This window comes from Salmonella sp. SG203, from assembly GCF_013350575.1.
Lineage (GTDB): Bacteria > Pseudomonadota > Gammaproteobacteria > Enterobacterales > Enterobacteriaceae > Salmonella > Salmonella enterica.
Window position 1 is genome coordinate 461720 of the sequence record NZ_SNMT01000002.1, and the last position, 21035, is coordinate 482754.

Below are 21035 nucleotides of genomic sequence, written 5' to 3' on the forward strand. Positions count from 1 at the left end.
GGAGTACATTGATATGAGTCGCAAGCAACTGGCGCTGTTTGAACCTGTTTTACTCGTACAGGCGCTAACGGATGCCGTAAAAAAATTAAGCCCACGCGCCCAGTGGCGTAACCCGGTGATGTTTGTGGTCTGGGCCGGCAGCGTGCTAACCACTCTGTTAACGCTCGCTATGGTAACAGGACAAATAGCGGGAAGCGCCTTGTTTACAGGGATTATCAGCCTGTGGTTATGGTTCACCGTACTGTTCGCCAATTTTGCCGAAGCGCTGGCGGAAGGCCGCAGCAAAGCTCAGGCAAACAGTCTGAAAGGAGTGAAAAAGACCGCGTTCGCTCGCCGCCTGCGCGCCCCGCGCCATGATGCGCAGGCCGATAACGTGCCCGCCGCTGAACTGCGGAAAGGCGACATTGTCCTGGTCAAAGCGGGCGATATTATTCCCTGCGACGGCGAGGTCATCGAAGGCGGCGCCTCGGTGGATGAAAGTGCGATTACCGGCGAATCCGCGCCCGTGATCCGTGAGTCCGGCGGCGATTTCGCCTCTGTCACCGGCGGAACGCGAATTCTTTCCGACTGGCTGGTGATTGCCTGTAGCGTCAATCCTGGCGAAACCTTTCTTGACCGGATGATCGCGATGGTGGAAGGCGCGCAGCGGCGGAAAACGCCTAACGAGATTGCCCTGACGATTTTGCTCATCGCCCTGACCATTGTCTTTTTACTGGCGACCGCCACCCTGTGGCCCTTCTCCGCCTGGGGCGGTAACGCGGTCAGCGTCACCGTGTTGGTGGCGTTGCTGGTGTGCCTGATCCCCACCACCATCGGCGGGCTACTCTCCGCCATTGGCGTAGCCGGAATGAGCCGAATGTTGGGCGCGAACGTCATCGCCACCAGCGGCCGCGCCGTAGAAGCCGCGGGCGATGTCGACGTGCTGCTGCTGGATAAAACCGGCACTATCACGCTCGGCAACCGCCAGGCGTCCGATTTTATACCCGCCCGAGGGGTGGACGAACGCACGCTGGCTGACGCCGCGCAGCTCGCTTCGCTGGCCGACGAAACGCCGGAAGGTCGCAGCATTGTGATCCTCGCCAAACAGCGCTTTAACCTGCGTGAACGCGATGTGCAGTCGCTTCATGCCACCTTTGTTCCGTTTACCGCACAAAGCCGCATGAGCGGGATTAATATCGATAACCGGATGATCCGTAAAGGCTCGGTGGACGCGATTCGGCGTCATGTCGAGAGCAATGGCGGCCATTTTCCCGCCGATGTCGAGCAAAACGTCGAGAACGTGGCGCGCCTGGGCGCGACGCCGCTGGTGGTCGTGGAGGGCGCGCGCGTACTGGGTGTTATCGCCCTCAAGGATATCGTTAAAGGCGGTATTAAAGAACGTTTCGCCCAGCTGCGAAAGATGGGTATTAAAACGGTGATGATCACTGGCGATAACCGCCTGACGGCGGCAGCGATTGCCGCCGAAGCCGGTGTGGACGATTTTCTTGCCGAAGCCACGCCGGAAGCCAAGCTGGCGCTGATCCGTCAATATCAGGCGGAAGGACGGCTGGTCGCCATGACCGGCGACGGCACTAACGATGCCCCGGCGCTGGCGCAGGCTGACGTCGCGGTGGCGATGAACTCCGGCACCCAGGCGGCGAAAGAAGCCGGTAATATGGTGGATCTGGACTCTAACCCAACCAAGTTGATTGAAGTGGTGCATATCGGTAAGCAGATGCTGATGACGCGCGGCTCGCTCACCACCTTCAGTATCGCGAATGATGTAGCGAAATATTTCGCCATTATTCCCGCCGCGTTTGCCGCTACCTATCCGCAGCTAAACGCGCTCAACGTGATGGGGCTGCATTCGCCGAACTCCGCCATTCTGAGCGCGGTGATCTTTAACGCCCTGATTATTATTTTTCTGATCCCGCTGGCATTAAAAGGCGTGAGTTATAAGCCGCTTTCCGCATCGGCCATGCTGCGCCGTAATTTATGGATCTATGGTCTGGGTGGTCTGGTGGTGCCGTTTATTGGTATCAAAGTGATTGATGTGCTGCTGACCCTGCTGGGTCTGGCGTGAGGTGTATGATGATCGGTTTACGTCCTGCTTTTTCGACAATGTTATTTCTGCTGTTATTGACCGGCGGCGTGTATCCGCTTCTGACCACGGCGCTGGGGCAGTGGTGGTTTCCCTGGCAGGCTAATGGCTCGCTGATTCATAAAGACAATGTGATACGCGGCTCAGCGCTTATCGGACAATCGTTTACCGCCGCGGGTTATTTTCATGGCCGGCCCTCCGCCACCGCCGATACGCCTTATAATCCACTGGCGTCGGGCGGAAGCAACCTGGCCGCCAGCAATCCCGAACTGGATGCGCAAATACAGTCCCGCGTCGCCGCGCTACGCGCCGCTAACCCCCAGGCGAGTTCCGCGGTTCCGGTTGAGCTGGCGACGGCCTCGGCAAGCGGGCTGGATAATAATCTGACGCCCGGCGCCGCGGCATGGCAAATCCCCCGCGTGGCGGCGGCTCGCCAGCTTCCCGTTGAACAGGTCGCGCAACTGGTTGCAGAATATACGCACAGGCCGCTGGCGCGCTTTCTTGGGCAACCGGTGGTGAATATTGTTGAGCTTAATCTGGCGCTGGATGCGCTACAGGGACACAGAGCGAAATGAACGACGAACCCTTGCGTCCTGATCCGGATCGCTTGTTGGAACAAACGCCCCCGCCCCACCGGGGGAAGTTGAAAATTTTCTTCGGCGCCTGCGCAGGCGTCGGAAAAACCTGGGCGATGCTGGCGCAAGCGCAGCGGCTGCGAGCGCAGGGGCTGGATGTGGTGATCGGCGTGGTAGAGACGCACGGCCGTGAAGAGACCGCCGCACTACTTGACGGGCTGACCATTCTGCCGCCAAAACGTCACTCGCACCGGGGGCGGCAAATTCGCGAATTTGACCTGGATGCCGCCCTCGCCCGGCGTCCGGCGCTGATTTTAATGGATGAGCTGGCGCACAGTAACGCGCCTGGCTCACGCCATCCTAAGCGCTGGCAGGATATTGAAGAGCTGCTGGAAGCGGGAATCGACGTTTTCACCACCGTGAACGTACAACATCTGGAAAGTCTGAACGATGTGGTGAGCGGCGTCACGGGGATTCAGGTGCGCGAAACCGTCCCCGATCCCTTTTTTGATGCCGCTGATGAAGTCGTACTGGTCGATCTGCCGCCCGACGATCTGCGCCAACGGCTCAACGAAGGTAAAGTGTATATCGCCGGTCAGGCGGAACGCGCTATTGAACATTTTTTCCGCAAGGGCAATCTGATCGCCCTCCGCGAGCTGGCGCTACGCCGGACAGCCGATCGCGTGGACGATCAGATGCGCGCCTGGCGCGCGCATCCGGGCGAAGAAAAAGTATGGCATACCCGCGATGCGATTTTACTGTGTATCGGGCATAACACCGGCAGCGAAAAACTGGTGCGTACCGCGGCGCGTCTGGCCTCCCGGCTCGGCAGCGTCTGGCACGCCGTCTATGTCGAAACGCCAACGTTACACCGCTTACCGGAAAAACAACGGCGGGCTATTTTAAGCGCGCTGCGCCTAGCGCAGGAGCTTGGCGCGGAAACCGCCACCCTGTCCGATCCCGCCGAAGAGAAAGCGGTCGTGCGCTATGCCCGCGAGCATAATCTGGGGAAAATCGTCATGGGCCGCCCGGCGTCGCGACGCTGGTGGCGACGTGACGCTTTCGCCGACCGTCTTGCCAGGCGCGCGCCGGATCTCGATCAGGTGATCGTCGCGCTGGAAGAGCCGCCAGCCCGCGCATTGGCGCAAACGCCTGATAACCGTCCTTTTAAAGAGAAATGGCGTGGGCAGATTCAGGGCTGTCTGGTCGCCGTGGCGCTTTGCGCCATCACCACGCTTATCGCTATGCAGTGGCTTGTCACCTTCGACGCCGCCAATCTGGTGATGCTCTATTTGCTGGGCGTAGTGGTGATTGCGCTGCTTTACGGGCGCTGGCCGTCGGTGGTGGCGACGGTGATTAACGTGGCGAGTTTCGATCTCTTTTTTATCGCGCCACGCGGTACGCTCGCCGTTTCGGACGTGCAGTATCTGCTGACTTTTGCCGTGATGCTGACGGTTGGTCTGGTGATTGGCAATCTTACTGCCGGGGTGCGCTATCAGGCGCGCGTCGCCCGTTATCGGGAACAGCGTACCCGCCATTTATATGAAATGTCTAAAGCGCTGGCCGTCGGGCGTAGCGAACATGATATCGCCGCGACCAGCGAGCGGTTTATCGCCTCGACGTTTCAGGCGCGCAGCCAAATTTTATTACCTGATACTAACGGTAAGTTGCTGCCTCTCACCCACCAGCAAGGCATGACGCCGTGGGACGACGCAATTGCGCGCTGGAGTTTTGATAAAGGCCAGCCTGCCGGCGCAGGCACCGATACCCTCCCTGGCGTGCCTTATCAAATCCTGCCGCTGAAAAGCGCCGATAAAACATACGGTCTGGCTATCGTCGAACCGGGTAATTTGCGTCAGTTAATGGTGCCGGAGCAGCAACGCCTGCTGGAAACATTCACTCTGCTTGTCGCCAACGCGCTGGAACGACTGACGCTGACCGCCAGCGAAGAACAGGCGCGTCTCGCCAGCGAGCGAGAAAGTATTCGCAACGCTCTGCTGGCGGCGCTGTCGCATGATTTACGCACGCCACTGACGGTATTGTTCGGCCAGGCGGAAATTTTGACGCTGGATTTAGCCAGCGCAGGATCGCCCCACGCGCGTCAGGCCAGTGAAATCCGCCAGCATATTCTCAACACCACCCGGCTGGTGAATAATTTGCTGGATATGGCGCGTATTCAGTCCGGCGGGTTTAATCTTAAAAAAGAGTGGCTGACGCTGGAAGAGGTCGTCGGTAGCGCGTTACAGATGTTAGAGCCGGGTTTATTGCATCCGATTACATTGTCGCTGCCGCAACAGTTAACGCTTATCCATGTCGATGGCCCCTTATTTGAGCGCGTCCTGATCAACTTGCTGGAAAACGCCGTTAAGTACGCCGGGCCGCAGGCCAGTATCGGCATTGATGCTGCGGTTAAGGACGATCGTTTACAACTGGATGTCTGGGATAACGGGCCGGGTATTCCTGCGGGGCAAGAACAGAAGATTTTCGATAAGTTCGCCCGCGGCAACAAAGAGTCCGCCGTCCCCGGCGTGGGGCTGGGGCTGGCGATTTGCCATGCTATCGTAGAGGTACACGGCGGCACGCTTACCGCCTATAATCGACCGCAGGGCGGCGCCTGTTTCCGTGTGACGCTGCCGCAAGGAAAACCACCTGAACTTGACGATTTTCATGAGGATATGTGACAAACGTTCTGATTGTTGAAGATGAACAGGCCATCCGCCGCTTTCTGCGCGCCGCGCTGGAAGGCGACGGCCTGCGCGTGTATGAAGCTGAAACATTACAACGTGGTTTACTGGAAGCCGCCACGCGAAAGCCCGATCTGATTATTCTCGATCTCGGCCTGCCGGACGGCGACGGAATCGATTTCATTCGCGACCTGCGTCAGTGGAGCGCAATACCGGTGATTGTCCTTTCCGCCCGCAGCGAAGAAAGCGATAAGATTGCCGCGCTTGACGCCGGAGCTGATGATTACCTGAGCAAGCCATTCGGCATTGGCGAGTTGCAGGCGCGTTTGCGTGTCGCGCTGCGACGGCACGCCGCCAGCCCTAGCGCCGATCCGATCGTCCGTTTTTCCGGCGTGACGGTCGATCTCGCCGCACGGTTGATCCACCGTGGCGACGAAGAAATCCATCTGACGCCGATTGAGTTCCGCCTGCTGGCGGTATTACTCAATAATACCGGCAAAGTATTAACCCAACGGCAGTTATTAAACCAGGTCTGGGGGCCTAACGCCGTGGAGCATAGCCACTATTTGCGCATCTATATGGGACATTTACGCCAGAAACTGGAACAAGATCCCACCCGCCCACGCCATTTTATTACCGAAACCGGAATTGGCTATCGCTTTATGCCGTGAATAGCTATTCATTATTTTTAAATAACTTCTAATTTTTATGTCATTTATTTTCGGCGTCGCGAATAATTATTTTCGCGGCGATATTATATTTTATGGAGCATATAAAAAACATATAATTAACATTTAAGAAACAATCCGTTATTTCACAGCACGATATGCATAATCGCCGACTAATTATTTTTCAAATGATCGTTTTTTGTTGATCTGGTTCACAGATTGCTGGCGCTTCCTGGATAAAATATCCATGCTTTCAATAAATCAATGAAAGGACCTCAAAATGGAAAATAATAATCGTTTTATGCCCCATATAAGGCGGACAACGCATATTATGATGTTTGCCCACCGTAATAGTTTCGACTTTCATTTCTTTAATGCCCGGTAGTTTTTCTGCTACGGGTACTTCAGCATACAGGTCTTTCCGACCCTTATGTCATTCAGGTCTATTGCCTAAATAACTCGAATTGTTAAAAGCGACAGTACGGTAATTCCTTTACGCCCAGCCAGCTAACTATGTGGTTTGAAAGAAGAAATTCCGACTCAGCGCAATTTTAGTTATCGCGGTTTCTGCCTGTATATCGTAGTACTCAACTCCTTAAATCCTGAATTTCCTGCAACCGGACGGGTTGGGATTTATTACATCTAAAATAAAGCTAATTTACTGATTTTTTTATCAGCGGGATAGCTTTGATTTTTTCCGGAAGAATCAGTTTCTCATGCGAGAAATTGAGGGCCTGCTATTACCTGAAATAAAGAGATGAAAAATGTCAGAATTAAAAATTGCCGTTAGCCGTCATTGCCCGGATTGTTTTTCTACACACCGTAATATTGTAAATGTTGATGAGAGTCGTTTCATCGACGTGGCTGCCATCGTGTTATCCATCGACGACATTGAACACGGAAAACTCGATGAAATCGACGCAACGGGTTACGGTATTCCCGTGTTTGTCGCGACTCATGACGAAGGACGCGTACCGCCTGAGTATTTGCCGCGTATCTCTGGTGTATTCGAATATAATGAATCCCGTACTGCCTTCTATGGTCGCCAGTTGGAAACCGCAGCAAGCCACTACGAAACGCAGTTACGTCCGCCGTTTTTCCGCGCGCTGGTGGATTATGTCAACCAGGGCAACAGCGCATTTGACTGCCCGGGACATCAGGGCGGCGAATTCTTCCGCCGTCATCCTGCCGGTAATCAGTTCGTGGAATACTTTGGCGAAACGCTCTTCCGCTCCGACCTATGCAACGCGGACGTGGCGATGGGCGATCTGCTGATTCACGAAGGCGCGCCTTGCATTGCGCAGCAACATGCGGCGAAAGTCTTTAACGCCGATAAGACCTACTTTGTGCTGAACGGGACCTCCTCCTCTAACAAAGTCGTACTCAACGCGCTGTTAACGCCGGGCGATCTGGTACTGTTTGACCGTAACAACCACAAATCTAACCACCACGGCGCATTATTGCAGGCGGGCGCAACGCCAGTTTATCTGGAAACCGCGCGTAACCCGTATGGTTTTATCGGCGGGATCGACGCTCACTGCTTCGAAGAAGATTACCTGCGCGAGCTGATTAGCGAAGTCGCGCCGCAGCGTGCCCGCGAAGCACGTCCATTCCGTCTGGCCGTCATCCAGTTAGGCACCTACGACGGTACCATTTATAACGCCCGTCAGGTCGTCGATAAAATTGGTCATCTGTGCGACTACATCCTGTTTGACTCCGCCTGGGTCGGCTATGAACAATTTATTCCGATGATGGCCGATTGTTCGCCGCTGCTGCTGGAACTGAACGAAAACGATCCGGGTATTCTGGTGACGCAGTCCGTTCATAAACAACAAGCCGGTTTCTCCCAGACCTCGCAGATCCATAAAAAAGATAGCCATATCAAAGGGCAATCGCGCTACGTTCCGCATAAGCGCATGAACAACGCCTTTATGATGCACGCCTCCACCAGCCCGTTCTATCCGCTGTTCGCCGCGCTGGACGTTAACGCCAAAATGCACGAAGGCGTCAGCGGTCGCAATATGTGGATGGATTGCGTGGTTAACGGCATCGATGCCCGTAAATTGATCCTCGAAAACTGTCATCACATCCGTCCGTTCGTACCGGAACTGATTGATGGTAAGCCGTGGCAGTCATACCCGACGTCAGAGATCGCCAGCGATCTGCGCTTCTTCCACTTCGTTCCGGGAGAACACTGGCATGCGTTTGAAGGCTATGCCGAACATCAGTACTTTGTCGACCCTTGCAAACTGCTGCTCACCACACCGGGCATTAATGCAGCGAGCGGCGAATATGAAGACTTTGGCGTTCCTGCCACGATCCTCGCCAACTTCCTGCGCGAGAACGGCGTTGTGCCGGAAAAATGCGACCTCAACTCCATTCTGTTCCTGCTGACGCCGGCAGAAGACATGGCGAAGTTACAACAGCTTGTCGCCCTGCTGGCTCGTTTCGAAAAACTGCTGGAAGCTGATGCGCCGTTAGCGGAAGTATTACCGTCCATCTACAAACAGCATGAAGCGCGTTATGCCGGCTATACCCTGCGTCAGCTTTGCCAGGAGATGCACGATCTCTATGCGCGGCACAACGTGAAACAGCTGCAAAAAGAGATGTTCCGTAAATCGCATTTCCCGAAAGTCAGTATGAATCCGCAAGAGGCCAACTATGCCTATCTGCGCGGCGAGGTCGAACTGGTTCGCCTGCCGGAAGCGGAAGGTCGTATCGCGGCTGAAGGCGCTCTGCCTTACCCGCCGGGAGTGCTGTGTGTAGTTCCGGGTGAAATCTGGGGCGGTTCTGTCCTGCGTTACTTCAGCGCCCTGGAAGAAGGGATCAACCTGCTGCCGGGCTTTGCGCCTGAACTGCAGGGCGTTTATATCGAAGAACACGACGGCCGTAAGCAGGTCTGGTGCTACGTCATTAAACCTCGTGACGCGCAGCGCTCCCTGCTGAAGGAGGAAAAATTATGAGTAAACCTAAATCCAATAAAATGGGTGTCGTGCAGCTCACAATTCTGACTATGGTCAACATGATGGGCTCCGGGATCATCATGCTACCGACCAAACTGTCTGAAGTCGGCACGATATCCATTATCTCCTGGCTGGTCACCGCCGTCGGCTCGATGGCGCTGGCCTGGGCGTTTGCGAAATGCGGTATGTTTAGCCGTAAATCCGGCGGCATGGGCGGTTACGCCGAATATGCCTTCGGTAAATCCGGCAACTTTATGGCGAACTATACCTACGGCGTCTCGCTGCTGATCGCCAACGTGGCTATCGCCATCTCCGCTGTCGGCTATGGCACCGAACTGTTCGGCGCCGCGCTGACGCCGCTCCAGATCGGTCTGGCGACTATCGCCGTATTGTGGGTTTGTACCATCGCAAACTTTGGCGGCGCGCGTATTACCGGACAGATCAGTAGCGTTACCGTTTGGGGCGTCATCATTCCGGTTGTCGGCCTGTGCATCATTGGCTGGTTCTGGTTTAGCCCCAGCATGTACGTAGCGTCATGGAACCCGCACCATGTTCCGTTCTTTAGCGCGGTCGGTTCTTCCATCGCCATGACGTTGTGGGCATTTCTTGGACTGGAATCCGCCTGCGCCAACGCAGACGTGGTCGAGAATCCGGAAAAGAACGTCCCCATCGCGGTACTGGGCGGTACGCTGGGCGCGGCGGTCATCTATATCGTTTCGACTAACGTGATTGCCGGGATTGTGCCGAACATGGATCTGGCGAACTCCACGGCGCCGTTTGGTCTGGCGTTTGCACAGATGTTCACGCCTGCGGTAGGTAAAGTGATCATGGCGCTGATGGTAATGTCCTGCTGCGGCTCGCTGCTGGGCTGGCAGTTCACTATCGCCCAGGTCTTTAAATCCTCCGCTGACGAAGGCTATTTCCCGAAAGTCTTCTCTCGTGTAACGAAAGTCGACGCGCCGGTACAGGGGATGCTGATTATTGTGATTATTCAGACTGGCCTGTCGCTGATGACCATTAGCCCGTCGCTGAATAGTCAGTTTAACGTCCTGGTTAACCTGGCGGTGGTGACGAACATTATTCCGTATATTCTGTCGATGGCCGCGCTGGTTATCATTCAGAAAATGGCGAATGTGCCGTCATCAAAAGCGAAAGTCGCTAACTTCGTGGCCTTCGTTGGCGCCATGTATAGCTTCTACGCGCTATATTCCTCCGGTGAAGAAGCCATGCTGTACGGCTCAATTGTGACCTTCCTCGGCTGGACGTTATACGGCCTGGTCTCACCGCGTTTTGAATTGAAAAATAAACACGGCTGATGGCGCGCCCGGGCTGCGGTAACGGTAGTCCGGGCATTTTCACTCTTTGAATAAGATAATAGAAATGAGTAATCCAGAACGGGAAGTCACTGATATAGCAGAAATACTGGCTATTCTCAGTAAACACGAAGTGTGTCGGATAGGGTTTAACGACAATCTCTGTCCGTATGTTGTCCCCGTAAATTTTGGCTACGAGTATCAGAACGGACGCTGGATATTTTATTTTCACGGCGCACGCACCGGGAAAAAGATGCGTCTGTTACGTAAGAACCCGGCAGTATGCATTGAAATGGACGGCGACCATGCATTACTACGTGCCGATGACCCCTGTGATTATAGCTACGCCTACACCAGCGTTTTCGCCACCGGACTGGCATCGATATTGCAAACGCGCGAGGAGATGCGCCACGGCCTGGACGTCATTATGCGCCAGACCGATCCGGGAAAAACCTTCAGTTATCGGGAAGATATGATGAAAGCGGTTTGCGTGGTGCGTATCGAATGCGACGCCCTCACCTGCCGCCGACATCTGGCGACTCAGAGCGAATAAGTCAGATATCACAAGCGCCTTATCCGGCCTGGAGGCGATTTACAGGCCTGATAAGCACAGCACCATCAGGCAAAGAGACGTTAATATAAAAAAGGAGCCTTACGGCTCCTTTTTCTTCCATATCGCCCATCAGGCGTTTTTCAATACTTCGCTAACGATTTCAACGGCTTCTTTCTCAATCTGCTTGCGATGTTCTTCCCCCAGGAAGCTTTCGCAATAGATCTTGTAAGCGTCTTCCGTACCGGATGGACGCGCGGCGAACCAGCCGTTGTCGGTCATTACCTTCAGGCCGCCAATCGATGCGCCATTACCCGGCGCTGCGGTAAGACGCGCGGTGATCGGGTCGCCTGCCAGAGTGCTGGCGCTGACCATTTCCGGAGACAGTTTAGACAATGCCGCTTTCTGCGCGGAGGTCGCGCTCGCCTGCAGACGGTTATAGCTCGGCGCGCCAAAACGCGCTGCCAGTTCATTGTAATGCTCTTGCGGGTTTTTCCCGGTAACGGCGGTGATTTCCGCCGCCAGCAGGCACATGATGATACCGTCTTTATCGGTAGACCACGGCGTACCGTCGAAACGCAGGAACGAAGCGCCCGCGCTCTCTTCCCCGCCGAAACCAAAGCTGCCGTCGAACAAACCGTCAACAAACCATTTGAAGCCAACCGGCACTTCTACCAGCTTGCGTCCCAAGTCATTCACCACGCGGTCAATCATCGCGGAAGAGACCAGCGTTTTACCGACAGCCACGTCTTTACCCCACAGCGGACGATGCTGGAACAGATAGTTAATGGCGACCGCCAGATAATGGTTCGGGTTCATCAGCCCTGCAGGCGTCACGATGCCATGACGGTCGTAGTCCGGGTCGTTGGCGAAGGCCAGGTCAAACTTGTCACGCAGCGCCAGCAAACCCGCCATCGCACATTCGGAGGAGCAATCCATACGGATCGCGCCATCTTTATCAAGGTGCATAAAGCGGAAGGTTTGATCAACCTGATCGTTAACTAACGTCAGGTTAAGTTTGTAATGCTCAGCGATACGTTTCCAGTATTCAATACCGGAGCCGCCCAGCGGATCGACACCCAGCGTCAGACCGGCTTTCTGAATCGCCGCCATATCAACGATATCCGCCAGCCCTTCGACAAATGGCTGCACCAGATCTACCGCTTTAACGTGGCCCGAGGCCATTGCCGCATCCAGAGAGATGCGCTTAACGCCTTGCAGGCCGCCCGCCAGCAGCGCATTGGCGCGATCTTCTACCACTTTAGTGACGTTGGTGTCCGCCGGGCCGCCATTGGGCGGATTATATTTAATACCGCCATCTTCCGGCGGGTTGTGCGACGGCGTAATGACAATACCATCAGCCAGCGGGCCGCCTTTTTTGTTATGGACCAGGATAGCATTTGACACGGCAGGCGTTGGCGTGAAGCCATTATTTTCCTGCACGATAACGTCTACGCCGTTTGCCGCCAGCACTTCCAGCACGGAAATGAAGGCCGGTTCCGAGAGCGCATGGGTGTCTTTCCCCACATAGCAGGGGCCGGTAATGCCATTCTTCGCCCGCTCTTCAGCAATCGCCTGGGCGATCGCCAGAATATGCGGTTCGTTGAAACTGTGACGACCTGCGCTACCGCGATGGCCGGAAGTGCCAAATTTCACGGCATGTTCTGCATTCCCTGCCTCCGGTTTCAGTACATAATACTGCGCCGTCAGTTGGGCGACGTTAATCAAATCACTCTGTTGCGCGGGTTGTCCTGCGCGGTTGTGGATTGCCATTGCCTGGTCCTTCTAATGCAAGGATTAAATTGTTCCGCAAACCTTTTCAATCAATTCCGCCGGGAATTGCATTGACTGCATGATGTGTTCGATCATGCTGCATTTACGGCCGGTGTTGGTGTTGGTGATCACCCAGTACGGCGTGCCGGGAACGTGCTTAGGTTTAGTTTGATTCCCATTTTTCAGCAGCGTTTGTTCATCCGCCGCAAAATAGACGCGCGTGCGGCCATGCAACGACTCCGTCGCCTCCGCAAACGCGTGGTGATCCAGTGAATAGAGTGTAGTCAGAATCAGCATAAAGCGGTTGACCGCTTTTTTCTGCTCGGCATATTCGTCAGACAACAACAGCTCACGCATCGCGCGAACTTTGTCTTTTACCGGGTTAACCGGTTTCGCTTCGGCAACGGGTTGCGCCGCAGGCGTCCCCTTCACCGCTGAAGCCGTTGGCTGTGTCGTGGCGGAAAACTTCAACATACGCCGTAAAATGTCGGATGCGCTCTCGCCGATATGCTTGGTGTGGCTGGCAATATAGCTATAGAGTTCATCATCAACTTCAATCGTTTTCATCTTAATCCAGTGCGATGTCTTTGCTGAATACAAGTCATTGGGATTATAGGAACAAATCCCAACAGCGGATAGCGTTAAGCCCGGCTGACAAAAAAACTCGGAGTAAACCTTAGAGGTTGCAGCCCAGTGGCAGAATGGTCAACATAATACCCTAACCCGACAGAGCGAAAAAAAGAACTTTGCCATGAAATTAAACATCCGAGCGCAATCTGCACAAAACCTGCACAATAATTCCCCCATCGTTCTCGTTCATGGTCTGTTTGGCAGCCTGGACAACCTCGGCGTACTGGCGCGGGATCTGGTGACCGATCACGACATTATTCAGGTCGATATGCGCAATCATGGTTTATCGCCGCGCGATCCGGTCATGGATTATCCGGCAATGGCCCAGGATCTTCTGGATACGCTTGACGCGCAGCAGATTGAAAAAGCGACGTTTATTGGTCATTCCATGGGCGGAAAAGCGGTAATGGCGCTGACGGCGCTGGCGCCCGATCGCATCGATCGTCTGGTCGCGATTGATATCGCCCCCGTGGATTATCACGTTCGCCGCCACGATCGCATTTTCGCGGCCATTAATGCCGTCAGCGAATCCGACGCGACATCCCGCCAACAGGCGGCAGGGATTATGCGCCAACACCTCAACGAAGAAGGCGTGATCCAGTTTCTGTTAAAATCCTGGGCTGAAGGCGAATGGCGTTTTAATGTTCCGGTATTATGGGAGCAGTATCCGCATATCGTCGGCTGGGAAACCATTCCGCCCTGGGAACATCCGGCGCTGTTTATTCCAGGCGGTAACTCGCCGTACGTGACCGAAGCGTACCGCGACGCGCTGCTGGCGCAATTCCCTTTGGCGCGCGCGCATGTGATCGCCGGCGCGGGCCACTGGGTACATGCCGAAAAACCAGAGGCGGTTCTGCGCGCCATCCGCCGTTATCTGCACGATAAACGCTAACTGATTAAAAACTCATCGCCTGTGCGCGATTACGCGCGCGGGCGTTGGCGTCGCTTCCTCGCTGATGTATGATGGCGCGCTATCCATCCGGGCATAAGCCTGGCTGATTGTTTCCCCCGAAGTCACCAAAATCATGGCCAAAGAACAAACGGACCGTACGACATTAGATCTGTTCGCGCACGAGCGTCGCCCGGGACGACCTAAAACGAATCCGCTTTCGCGCGATGAACAGTTACGCATCAACAAGCGCAACCAGTTAAAACGCGACAAAGTTCGTGGCCTCAAGCGTGTCGAATTAAAACTCAACGCACAAGCGGTTGACGCGCTGAATGAGCTGGCCGAAGCGCGCAACATTAGCCGCAGCGAGCTCATTGAAGAAATATTAATGAAGCAGCTTATGGCGCTGCGCGGCCAGGGTTTAGTCTGAAAATAAGTTTTGTTTCATATTTCGTGTAGCAGAGCGTGCAGTCCCGCGTGATTGCTGTTTCCGCATATCTGCCTGTTCTGCTATGATTGCCCTTATCCGTGGGCAATTCGCCACCACCATTTCAATAAGTTTCAAGAGGTTATTTTACTCATGGCAATCACTGGCATCTTTTTCGGCAGCGACACCGGTAATACCGAAAATATCGCAAAAATGATTCAAAAACAGCTTGGTAAAGACGTTGCCGATGTGCATGACATTGCAAAAAGCAGTAAAGAAGACCTGGAAGGGTACGACATTCTGCTGCTGGGCATCCCAACCTGGTACTATGGCGAAGCGCAATGTGACTGGGATGACTTCTTCCCGACTCTCGAAGAGATTGACTTTAACGGTAAGCTGGTGGCGCTGTTTGGCTGTGGCGATCAGGAAGACTACGCGGAATACTTCTGTGATGCGCTGGGCACGATTCGCGACATTATTGAGCCGCGCGGCGCCACGATTGTGGGTCACTGGCCAACCGCAGGCTATCATTTTGAAGCCTCTAAAGGTCTGGCTGACGACGATCATTTTGTCGGTCTGGCGATTGACGAAGACCGTCAGCCTGAACTGACCGCCGAGCGTGTTGAAAAATGGGTTAAGCAAATTTCGGCTGAATTGCACCTCGACGACATCCTCAACGCCTAATCTTATGCGGCGCAGCGTTATATCTGCGCCGCATCAATAGACAAGACCAATCAAAATAATTGCTACAAATTTGTAACTTTCGCACCCATCCCTGTACAATGTCCGGGTGTAATCAGGTGGCGCCAGAATTTGCAGGCAAAACCACAGTTTTATTAACATCTGCGAGAGACTTGCGGTTTTCATTTCGGCATGGCAGTCCTATAATGATACGCATTATCTTGAGTGCAATTTCTGTCACTTCTCTAATGAAGTGAATCGTTTAGCAACAGGACAGATTCCGCATGACTGACAACAATACCGCATTAAAGAAGGCTGGCCTGAAAGTAACGCTTCCTCGTTTAAAAATTCTGGAAGTTCTTCAGGAACCAGATAACCATCACGTCAGTGCGGAAGATTTATACAAACGCCTGATCGACATGGGTGAAGAAATCGGTCTGGCAACCGTATACCGTGTGCTGAACCAGTTTGACGATGCCGGTATCGTGACCCGCCATAATTTTGAAGGCGGTAAATCCGTTTTTGAACTGACGCAACAGCATCATCACGACCATCTTATCTGCCTTGACTGCGGAAAAGTGATTGAATTTAGTGATGACTCTATTGAAGCGCGCCAGCGTGAAATTGCGGCGAAACACGGTATTCGTTTAACTAATCACAGCCTCTATCTTTACGGCCACTGCGCTGAAGGCGACTGCCGCGAAGACGAGCACGCGCACGATGACGCGACTAAATAAGTATAAATCTTTCGAAGAGCCAACCGCCCGGTTGGCTTTTTTATATCCTCCCCTTTCCTGCCGCTTGATGTTGATTTAATGTAAAAAACGCTATCGCATCTCAGGAGAGCAGGAATGGAGCTTCGCCAGTTACGCTATTTCGTGCGTATTATTGAAACCGGCAGTATGGGCAGCGCCGCACAGGATCTTGATATTGGCGTTTCAGCCTTAAGTCAACAGATGTCCCGTCTGGAAAACGAGCTTGCTATCCGTCTGCTGCAGCGCACCTCGCGCGGCGTAACGCCAACCAACGCCGGGCTGGCCTTTTATTCACAGGCGCAACTCGCCCTGCGTCATGCCGACGACGCGATTCTCGCCGCCAGAGAAGCGCGCCTTTCCGGTCATGTGAGCGTAGGAATGGCCCCCAGTACCGCCTCCATACTGGGTATACCGTTTATCCATGCCATGCAGGAAAACTATGCCGATGTCCGACTGCATGTGGTGGAAAGCTTGTCCGGTAATCTGGAAAGAATGATCAATACCCGCCAGATTGATTTAGCCGTTGTCTTTCAAAAAGATAAAATCCTGCGCTGGAGCGCCAGACCGATCCTTGAAGAACAGCTTTTTCTGATTGGCTCCCATGCCCTGCTGGCGGCGCTTCCTGATAACCCGATCACACCTGAACAACTGGCAGGCATTCCGCTCATTATGCCAAGCCAGGGACATGGGCTGCGCGGCAGGCTGGACGCTGTCTGCCAGGAACATGCGCTTAACGTTGAAATCGTCGCGGAAATTGACGGCCTGGCGTTGTTGATGCGCGCCGTGCGCGACGGTCTTGGCGCCACGTTGCAGCCCGGCGCGGCGATTTCTCATCTGGATAACGACGCGCTACGCGTGATCGGCGTCCATAATCCGGTACTCAGCCGCCCCAATTTTTTAGTCAGCCTGTCGGATGATGAACTGACGCCCGCCGGCCTTGCCGCCAGAGTAGTCCTTACCAAAGTTATGCGTCAGTTAGTCGACGCCGGTGAATGGCCAGGCGCAACCCTTTACGCTTACTAAACCCCTGTTTAGCGCTACCTGATAGCGCGCCGCTTATTTATCCGTATACATTTCAATTACAAATTTAACAAATAGTTAAATGGTACGGGAGTATAAGATGGTTGATGTACTGGTGATAGGCGGAGGCAATGCCGCATTATGCGCCGCCCTGACCGCACGGGAAGCGGGCGCATCGGTTCTGCTGCTGGAGGCTGCCCCGCGGGAATGGCGCGGCGGAAATTCTCAGCACACACGAAACCTGCGCTGTATGCATGATGCGCCGCAGGATGTGCTGGTAGAAAGCTATCCTGAAGAGGAATTCTGGCAGGATCTGTGGCGAGTCACCGACGGCAACACCAACGAGGCGCTGGCGCGGCTGGTCATTCGCACCTCTTCGCAATGCCGCGACTGGATGCGCAAACATGGCGTTAACTTTCAACCGCCGCTATCTGGGGCGCTCCACGTTGCGCGCACCAATGCGTTTTTTATGGGCGGCGGAAAAGCGCTCGTCAATGCCTATTACCGTAGCGCCGAACGGCTGGGCGTACAGATTCGCTATAACACGCCGGTTCACGCGCTTGAACTTCATGACGGCGAATTCGTGGCAGCTCTGGCGGGTAGCGAACGTATTACCGCCAAAGCCTGCGTATTAGCGGCTGGCGGTTTCGAATCAAACCGTGAATGGCTGCGGGAGGCCTGGGGAGAAAACGCCCGCGGCGAATGGCCCGCGGATAATTTCCTGATTCGCGGCACGCGTTTTAACCAGGGCGTATTACTCAAATTTATGATGGATGCCGGCGCGGATATCATTGGCGATCCGTCCCAGTCGCACTGCGTAGCGATTGATGCCAGGGCGCCGCTGTACGACGGCGGTATTTGTACTCGCGTGGATTGCGTATCGCTGGGTATTGTCGTGAATCGCGACGCCGAACGTTTTTATGATGAAGGCGAAGATTTCTGGCCGAAGCGTTACGCTATTTGGGGGCGGCTGGTGGCTCAACAGCCAGGACAAATTGGCTATTCGATTATTGACAGCAAAGCCATCGGCCACTTTATGCCGCCGGTTTTTCCTGGCGCGCAGGCCAATACGCTGGCTGAGCTGGCCTGCCAGTTGGGGCTGGACGCGGAAAAATTTACCCATACCGTCACGCAGTATAACCAGGCCTGCCAGCCCGGTCATTTTGATCATACCTTGCTTGATGACTGCGCCACTAAAAACCTGACGCCGGCGAAAACCCACTGGGCGCGCCCGCTTGATGCGCCGCCCTACTACGGTTATGCGCTGCGACCCGGCATCACGTTTACCTACCTGGGCCTGAAAGTCAATGAACGTGCCGCGGTGCATTTTGCCGGTCATCCAAGCCGCAACCTGTTTGTTGCCGGCGAGATGATGGCAGGAAATGTTCTGGGCAAGGGGTATACCGCAGGCGTAGGCATGTCTATCGGCACAACCTTTGGCCGCATTGCGGGAATAGAAGCCGCCCGCGCGGCGCACAAGGAGGCGCAGCATGAAACAGCTTGAAAAATTAATCATTGAGGCCACCGTGCTTACCGAACCGGAAGCCGAGGTCGAACGCGTCATGCAAGTGTGTAACGCGTGTCGCTACTGCGAAGGTTTTTGCGCGGTATTTCCGGCGATGACCCAGCGGCTCGAATTCGGTAAAGCCGATATTCATTATCTGGCGAATTTATGTCATAACTGCGGCGCCTGCCTGCACGCGTGCCAGTACGCGCCGCCCCATGAATTTGCCATTAACGTGCCGAAAGCGATGGCGCAAGCCCGCCTGGAGACGTATCAACAGTATGCCCAGCCCGCCGCTTTTGGCGCGTTATACCGTCGGGCGGGGATCACCGTCGCGCTGGCGCTGATAGTCGGTCTGACGCTCTTTTTATTACTGACGATGGCGCTGAAAGGGTCGCTGATTCATCCGCCGCTGGCCGGTGACTTCTATCAAATTTTTCCGCATAGCCTGCTGGCATGGATGTTTGGCTCAGTTTTTGTGCTGGCAATCGGTTTGCTTATGGCGGGCGTAATCCGCTTCTGGCGTGAGATCTCGCCGGGTGTACCGCGTTCGGCGGAGATTGCGGAAGCGTCGCACAATGCGTTAACGCTGAAATATCTCGACGGCGGTCACGGCAAAGGCTGTAACGAAGCGGACGATGCGTTCACGCTGCTGCGCCGTCGCTTTCATCACTTTACCTTCTACGGTTTTATGCTCTGTTTTGCCGCCACGGTCGTGGCGACGGGCTATCACTACGTCGCCGGTTGGGAAGCGCCCTACCCGTTCTTTAGCCTGCCGGTCATGCTCGGCACGCTGGGCGGTATCGGTCTGCTTATCGGCCCGGCCGGGCTACTGTGGCTCAATCTGCGGCGGTCGCCGTTACATGGCGATGTGCGCCAGAAACCCATGGATCGCGGCTTTATTCTGCTGCTGTTCTTAACCAGTCTTACCGGGCTGGCGCTGCTGGCAGGCAGAGACACCAGCGGAATGGGCATACTGCTGGCGCTCCATTTAGGCGTGGTGATGGCGCTCTTTCTCACCCTTCCCTACGGAAAATTCGCCCACGGATTTTTCCGCTGCGCGGCCTTACTCAAATGGGCAGTTGAGAAGCGACGCGGAAAACATGCGGGGGATACAGGCAACTGACCCGCAACATCTTACCCATAAAACAATAAAGACAGTGGAGAGCAAACCCTATGGCACAACACACACCTGCAACATCGCGCGCCGGCACGTTCGGCGCAATACTGCGCGTGACAAGCGGCAATTTTCTTGAACAGTTTGATTTTTTCTTGTTCGGATTTTACGCCACCTATATCGCCAGAACGTTTTTTCCGGCGGAAAGCGAATTTGCCTCATTAATGTTGACCTTTGCCGTCTTTGGCTCCGGTTTTTTAATGCGCCCCGTCGGCGCGATTGTGCTTGGCGCCTATATTGACAGAATCGGACGTCGTAAAGGGCTGATGGTGACGCTGGCGATTATGGGCTGCGGTACGTTGCTCATCGCCCTCGTCCCCGGCTACCAAACGATCGGCCTGGCAGCGCCTGCGTTGGTGCTGTTGGGCCGGTTATTACAAGGATTTTCTGCGGGCGTTGAGTTAGGCGGCGTCTCGGTCTATCTGTCCGAAATCGCAACGCCAGGCAATAAAGGGTTTTATACCAGCTGGCAATCCGCCAGTCAGCAGGTCGCGATCGTTGTCGCCGCGTTGATTGGTTATAGCCTGAATATCACGCTGGGACACGACGCGATATCGGAGTGGGGCTGGCGAATTCCGTTCTTTATCGGCTGTATGATCATTCCGCTGATTTTTGTTTTACGTCGTTCATTACAAGAAACAGAGGCGTTTTTACAACGCAAGCATCGCCCCGACACCAGGGAAATTTTTGCAACTATCGCCAAAAACTGGCGTATTATTACGGCCGGAACGCTGCTGGTGGCGATGACCACCACAACGTTTTATTTTATCACCGTTTATACGCCGACCTATGGCAGAACCGTGCTTAATCTCAGCGCGCGGGACAGTTTGATCGTCACCATGTTGGTGGGGGTGTCCAATTTTATCTGGTTACCCATTGGCGGCGCGATTTCCGACCGGATTGGCCGTCGCGCCGTGTTAATGGGCATTACGTTGCTGGCGCTGATCACCACCTGGCCCGTCATGCAGTGGCTGACCGCCGCGCCCGACTTTACCCGCATGACGCTGGTACTGCTGTGGTTCTCTTTCTTTTTTGGCATGTATAACGGCGCAATGGTCGCGGCGTTAACCGAAGTGATGCCAGTCTATGTGCGTACCGTTGGTTTCTCGCTGGCCTTTAGCCTGGCGACGGCGATTTTTGGCGGCCTGACGCCGGCCATCTCTACCGCGCTGGTAAAGTTAACCGGCGACAAAAGCTCGCCCGGCTGGTGGCTGATGTGCGCGGCATTATGTGGACTTGCCGCGACGGCGATGCTGTTTGTACGTCTGAGTCGCGGCTATATCGCGGCAGAAAATAAAGCCTGAAAAAACCACGGGCGGAAAACATTCGCCCGTGGGTGGCAAGGC

Annotated in this window: 18 protein-coding genes and 1 pseudogene; 17 read left to right on the plus strand and 2 right to left on the minus strand. The window is 54.7% G+C overall.

Annotation, left to right across the window (positions count from 1 at the left end; genetic code table 11):
- Positions 1-13 precede the first annotated feature (13 nt).
- The 8 genes from kdpB (at position 14) to HV477_RS05390 (ending at position 10836) form a co-directional block, all read left to right on the plus strand.
- The gene (gene kdpB / locus HV477_RS05355) at positions 14-2062 is read left to right on the plus strand and encodes a potassium-transporting ATPase subunit KdpB (RefSeq protein ID WP_000088026.1); all 2049 of its coding nucleotides are present in this window, start codon (positions 14-16) and stop codon (positions 2060-2062) included.
- An 8-nt stretch (positions 2063-2070) separates the two neighbouring features.
- Positions 2071-2655: a potassium-transporting ATPase subunit KdpC gene (gene kdpC / locus HV477_RS05360; protein WP_001518103.1), complete on the plus strand. Its 585-nt coding sequence runs from the start codon at positions 2071-2073 to the stop codon at positions 2653-2655.
- The gene (gene kdpD, locus HV477_RS05365) at positions 2652-5336 is read left to right on the plus strand and encodes a two-component system sensor histidine kinase KdpD (RefSeq protein WP_000997473.1); all 2685 of its coding nucleotides are present in this window, start codon (positions 2652-2654) and stop codon (positions 5334-5336) included. Before kdpC ends, kdpD begins: the two co-directional genes overlap by 4 nt.
- Positions 5333-6010 carry a two-component system response regulator KdpE gene (kdpE, locus tag HV477_RS05370; protein WP_000186059.1) on the plus strand — a complete coding sequence of 226 codons (678 nt, stop codon included), beginning with the start codon at positions 5333-5335 and terminating at the stop codon, positions 6008-6010. Before kdpD ends, kdpE begins: the two co-directional genes overlap by 4 nt.
- A 277-nt stretch (positions 6011-6287) precedes the next feature.
- Complete coding sequence (speFL, locus tag HV477_RS05375) at positions 6288-6392, plus strand: leader peptide SpeFL (protein ID WP_015632840.1); 105 nt, start codon at positions 6288-6290, stop codon at positions 6390-6392.
- Positions 6393-6771: 379 nt separating this feature from the next.
- A complete protein-coding gene (speF, locus tag HV477_RS05380; RefSeq protein ID WP_001292402.1) occupies positions 6772-8970 on the plus strand; it encodes an ornithine decarboxylase SpeF in 2199 nt (732 codons plus the stop codon).
- A complete protein-coding gene (gene potE, locus HV477_RS05385; RefSeq protein ID WP_000042658.1) occupies positions 8967-10286 on the plus strand; it encodes a putrescine-ornithine antiporter in 1320 nt (439 codons plus the stop codon). The genes speF and potE overlap by 4 nt, the downstream gene beginning before the upstream one ends.
- 64 nt (positions 10287-10350) lie before the next feature.
- A complete protein-coding gene (locus tag HV477_RS05390) occupies positions 10351-10836 on the plus strand; it encodes a pyridoxamine 5'-phosphate oxidase family protein (protein WP_000070053.1) in 486 nt (161 codons plus the stop codon).
- Positions 10837-10965: 129 nt separating this feature from the next.
- On the opposite strand, the gene pgm is transcribed toward HV477_RS05390, so the two are convergent.
- A complete protein-coding gene (pgm, locus tag HV477_RS05395) occupies positions 10966-12606 on the minus strand; it encodes a phosphoglucomutase (alpha-D-glucose-1,6-bisphosphate-dependent) (RefSeq protein WP_000974387.1) in 1641 nt (546 codons plus the stop codon).
- Positions 12607-12630: 24 nt separating this feature from the next.
- The gene (gene seqA / locus HV477_RS05400) at positions 12631-13173 is read right to left on the minus strand and encodes a replication initiation negative regulator SeqA (RefSeq protein WP_000848395.1); all 543 of its coding nucleotides are present in this window, start codon (positions 13171-13173) and stop codon (positions 12631-12633) included.
- Between the two features lie 184 nt (positions 13174-13357).
- Here seqA and ybfF point away from each other — a divergent pair, with 184 nt between their 5' ends.
- From ybfF to tcuC, 9 genes and pseudogenes are all read left to right on the plus strand, one after another.
- The gene (ybfF, locus tag HV477_RS05405; RefSeq protein WP_000773245.1) at positions 13358-14128 is read left to right on the plus strand and encodes an esterase; all 771 of its coding nucleotides are present in this window, start codon (positions 13358-13360) and stop codon (positions 14126-14128) included.
- Between the two features lie 133 nt (positions 14129-14261).
- Complete coding sequence (gene ybfE / locus HV477_RS05410) at positions 14262-14555, plus strand: LexA regulated protein (protein ID WP_001040939.1); 294 nt, start codon at positions 14262-14264, stop codon at positions 14553-14555.
- 150 nt (positions 14556-14705) lie between these two features.
- Positions 14706-15236 (plus strand): flavodoxin FldA, encoded by a 531-nt coding sequence (fldA, locus tag HV477_RS05415; RefSeq protein WP_001018620.1) that lies wholly within the window; start codon positions 14706-14708, stop codon positions 15234-15236.
- Positions 15237-15439: 203 nt separating this feature from the next.
- Positions 15440-15525 (plus strand): annotated as a pseudogene (locus HV477_RS28200) (ryhB-regulated fur leader peptide).
- Entirely contained in the window at positions 15518-15970 is a 453-nt protein-coding gene (fur, locus tag HV477_RS05420; protein WP_000131699.1) for a ferric iron uptake transcriptional regulator, read from the plus strand. The pseudogene HV477_RS28200 and the gene fur overlap by 8 nt, the downstream one beginning before the upstream one ends.
- Before the next feature lie 114 nt (positions 15971-16084).
- Positions 16085-17011 (plus strand): tricarballylate utilization LysR family transcriptional regulator TcuR, encoded by a 927-nt coding sequence (gene tcuR, locus HV477_RS05425; protein WP_000423371.1) that lies wholly within the window; start codon positions 16085-16087, stop codon positions 17009-17011.
- A 97-nt stretch (positions 17012-17108) separates the two neighbouring features.
- Positions 17109-18512: an FAD-dependent tricarballylate dehydrogenase TcuA gene (gene tcuA, locus HV477_RS05430; RefSeq protein ID WP_000228705.1), complete on the plus strand. Its 1404-nt coding sequence runs from the start codon at positions 17109-17111 to the stop codon at positions 18510-18512.
- A complete protein-coding gene (gene tcuB / locus HV477_RS05435) occupies positions 18499-19638 on the plus strand; it encodes a tricarballylate utilization protein TcuB (protein ID WP_017465563.1) in 1140 nt (379 codons plus the stop codon). Before tcuA ends, tcuB begins: the two co-directional genes overlap by 14 nt.
- A gap of 50 nt (positions 19639-19688) precedes the next feature.
- Positions 19689-20993 carry a tricarballylate/proton symporter TcuC gene (tcuC, locus tag HV477_RS05440; RefSeq protein ID WP_000057014.1) on the plus strand — a complete coding sequence of 435 codons (1305 nt, stop codon included), beginning with the start codon at positions 19689-19691 and terminating at the stop codon, positions 20991-20993.
- Positions 20994-21035: the final 42 nt, after the last annotated feature.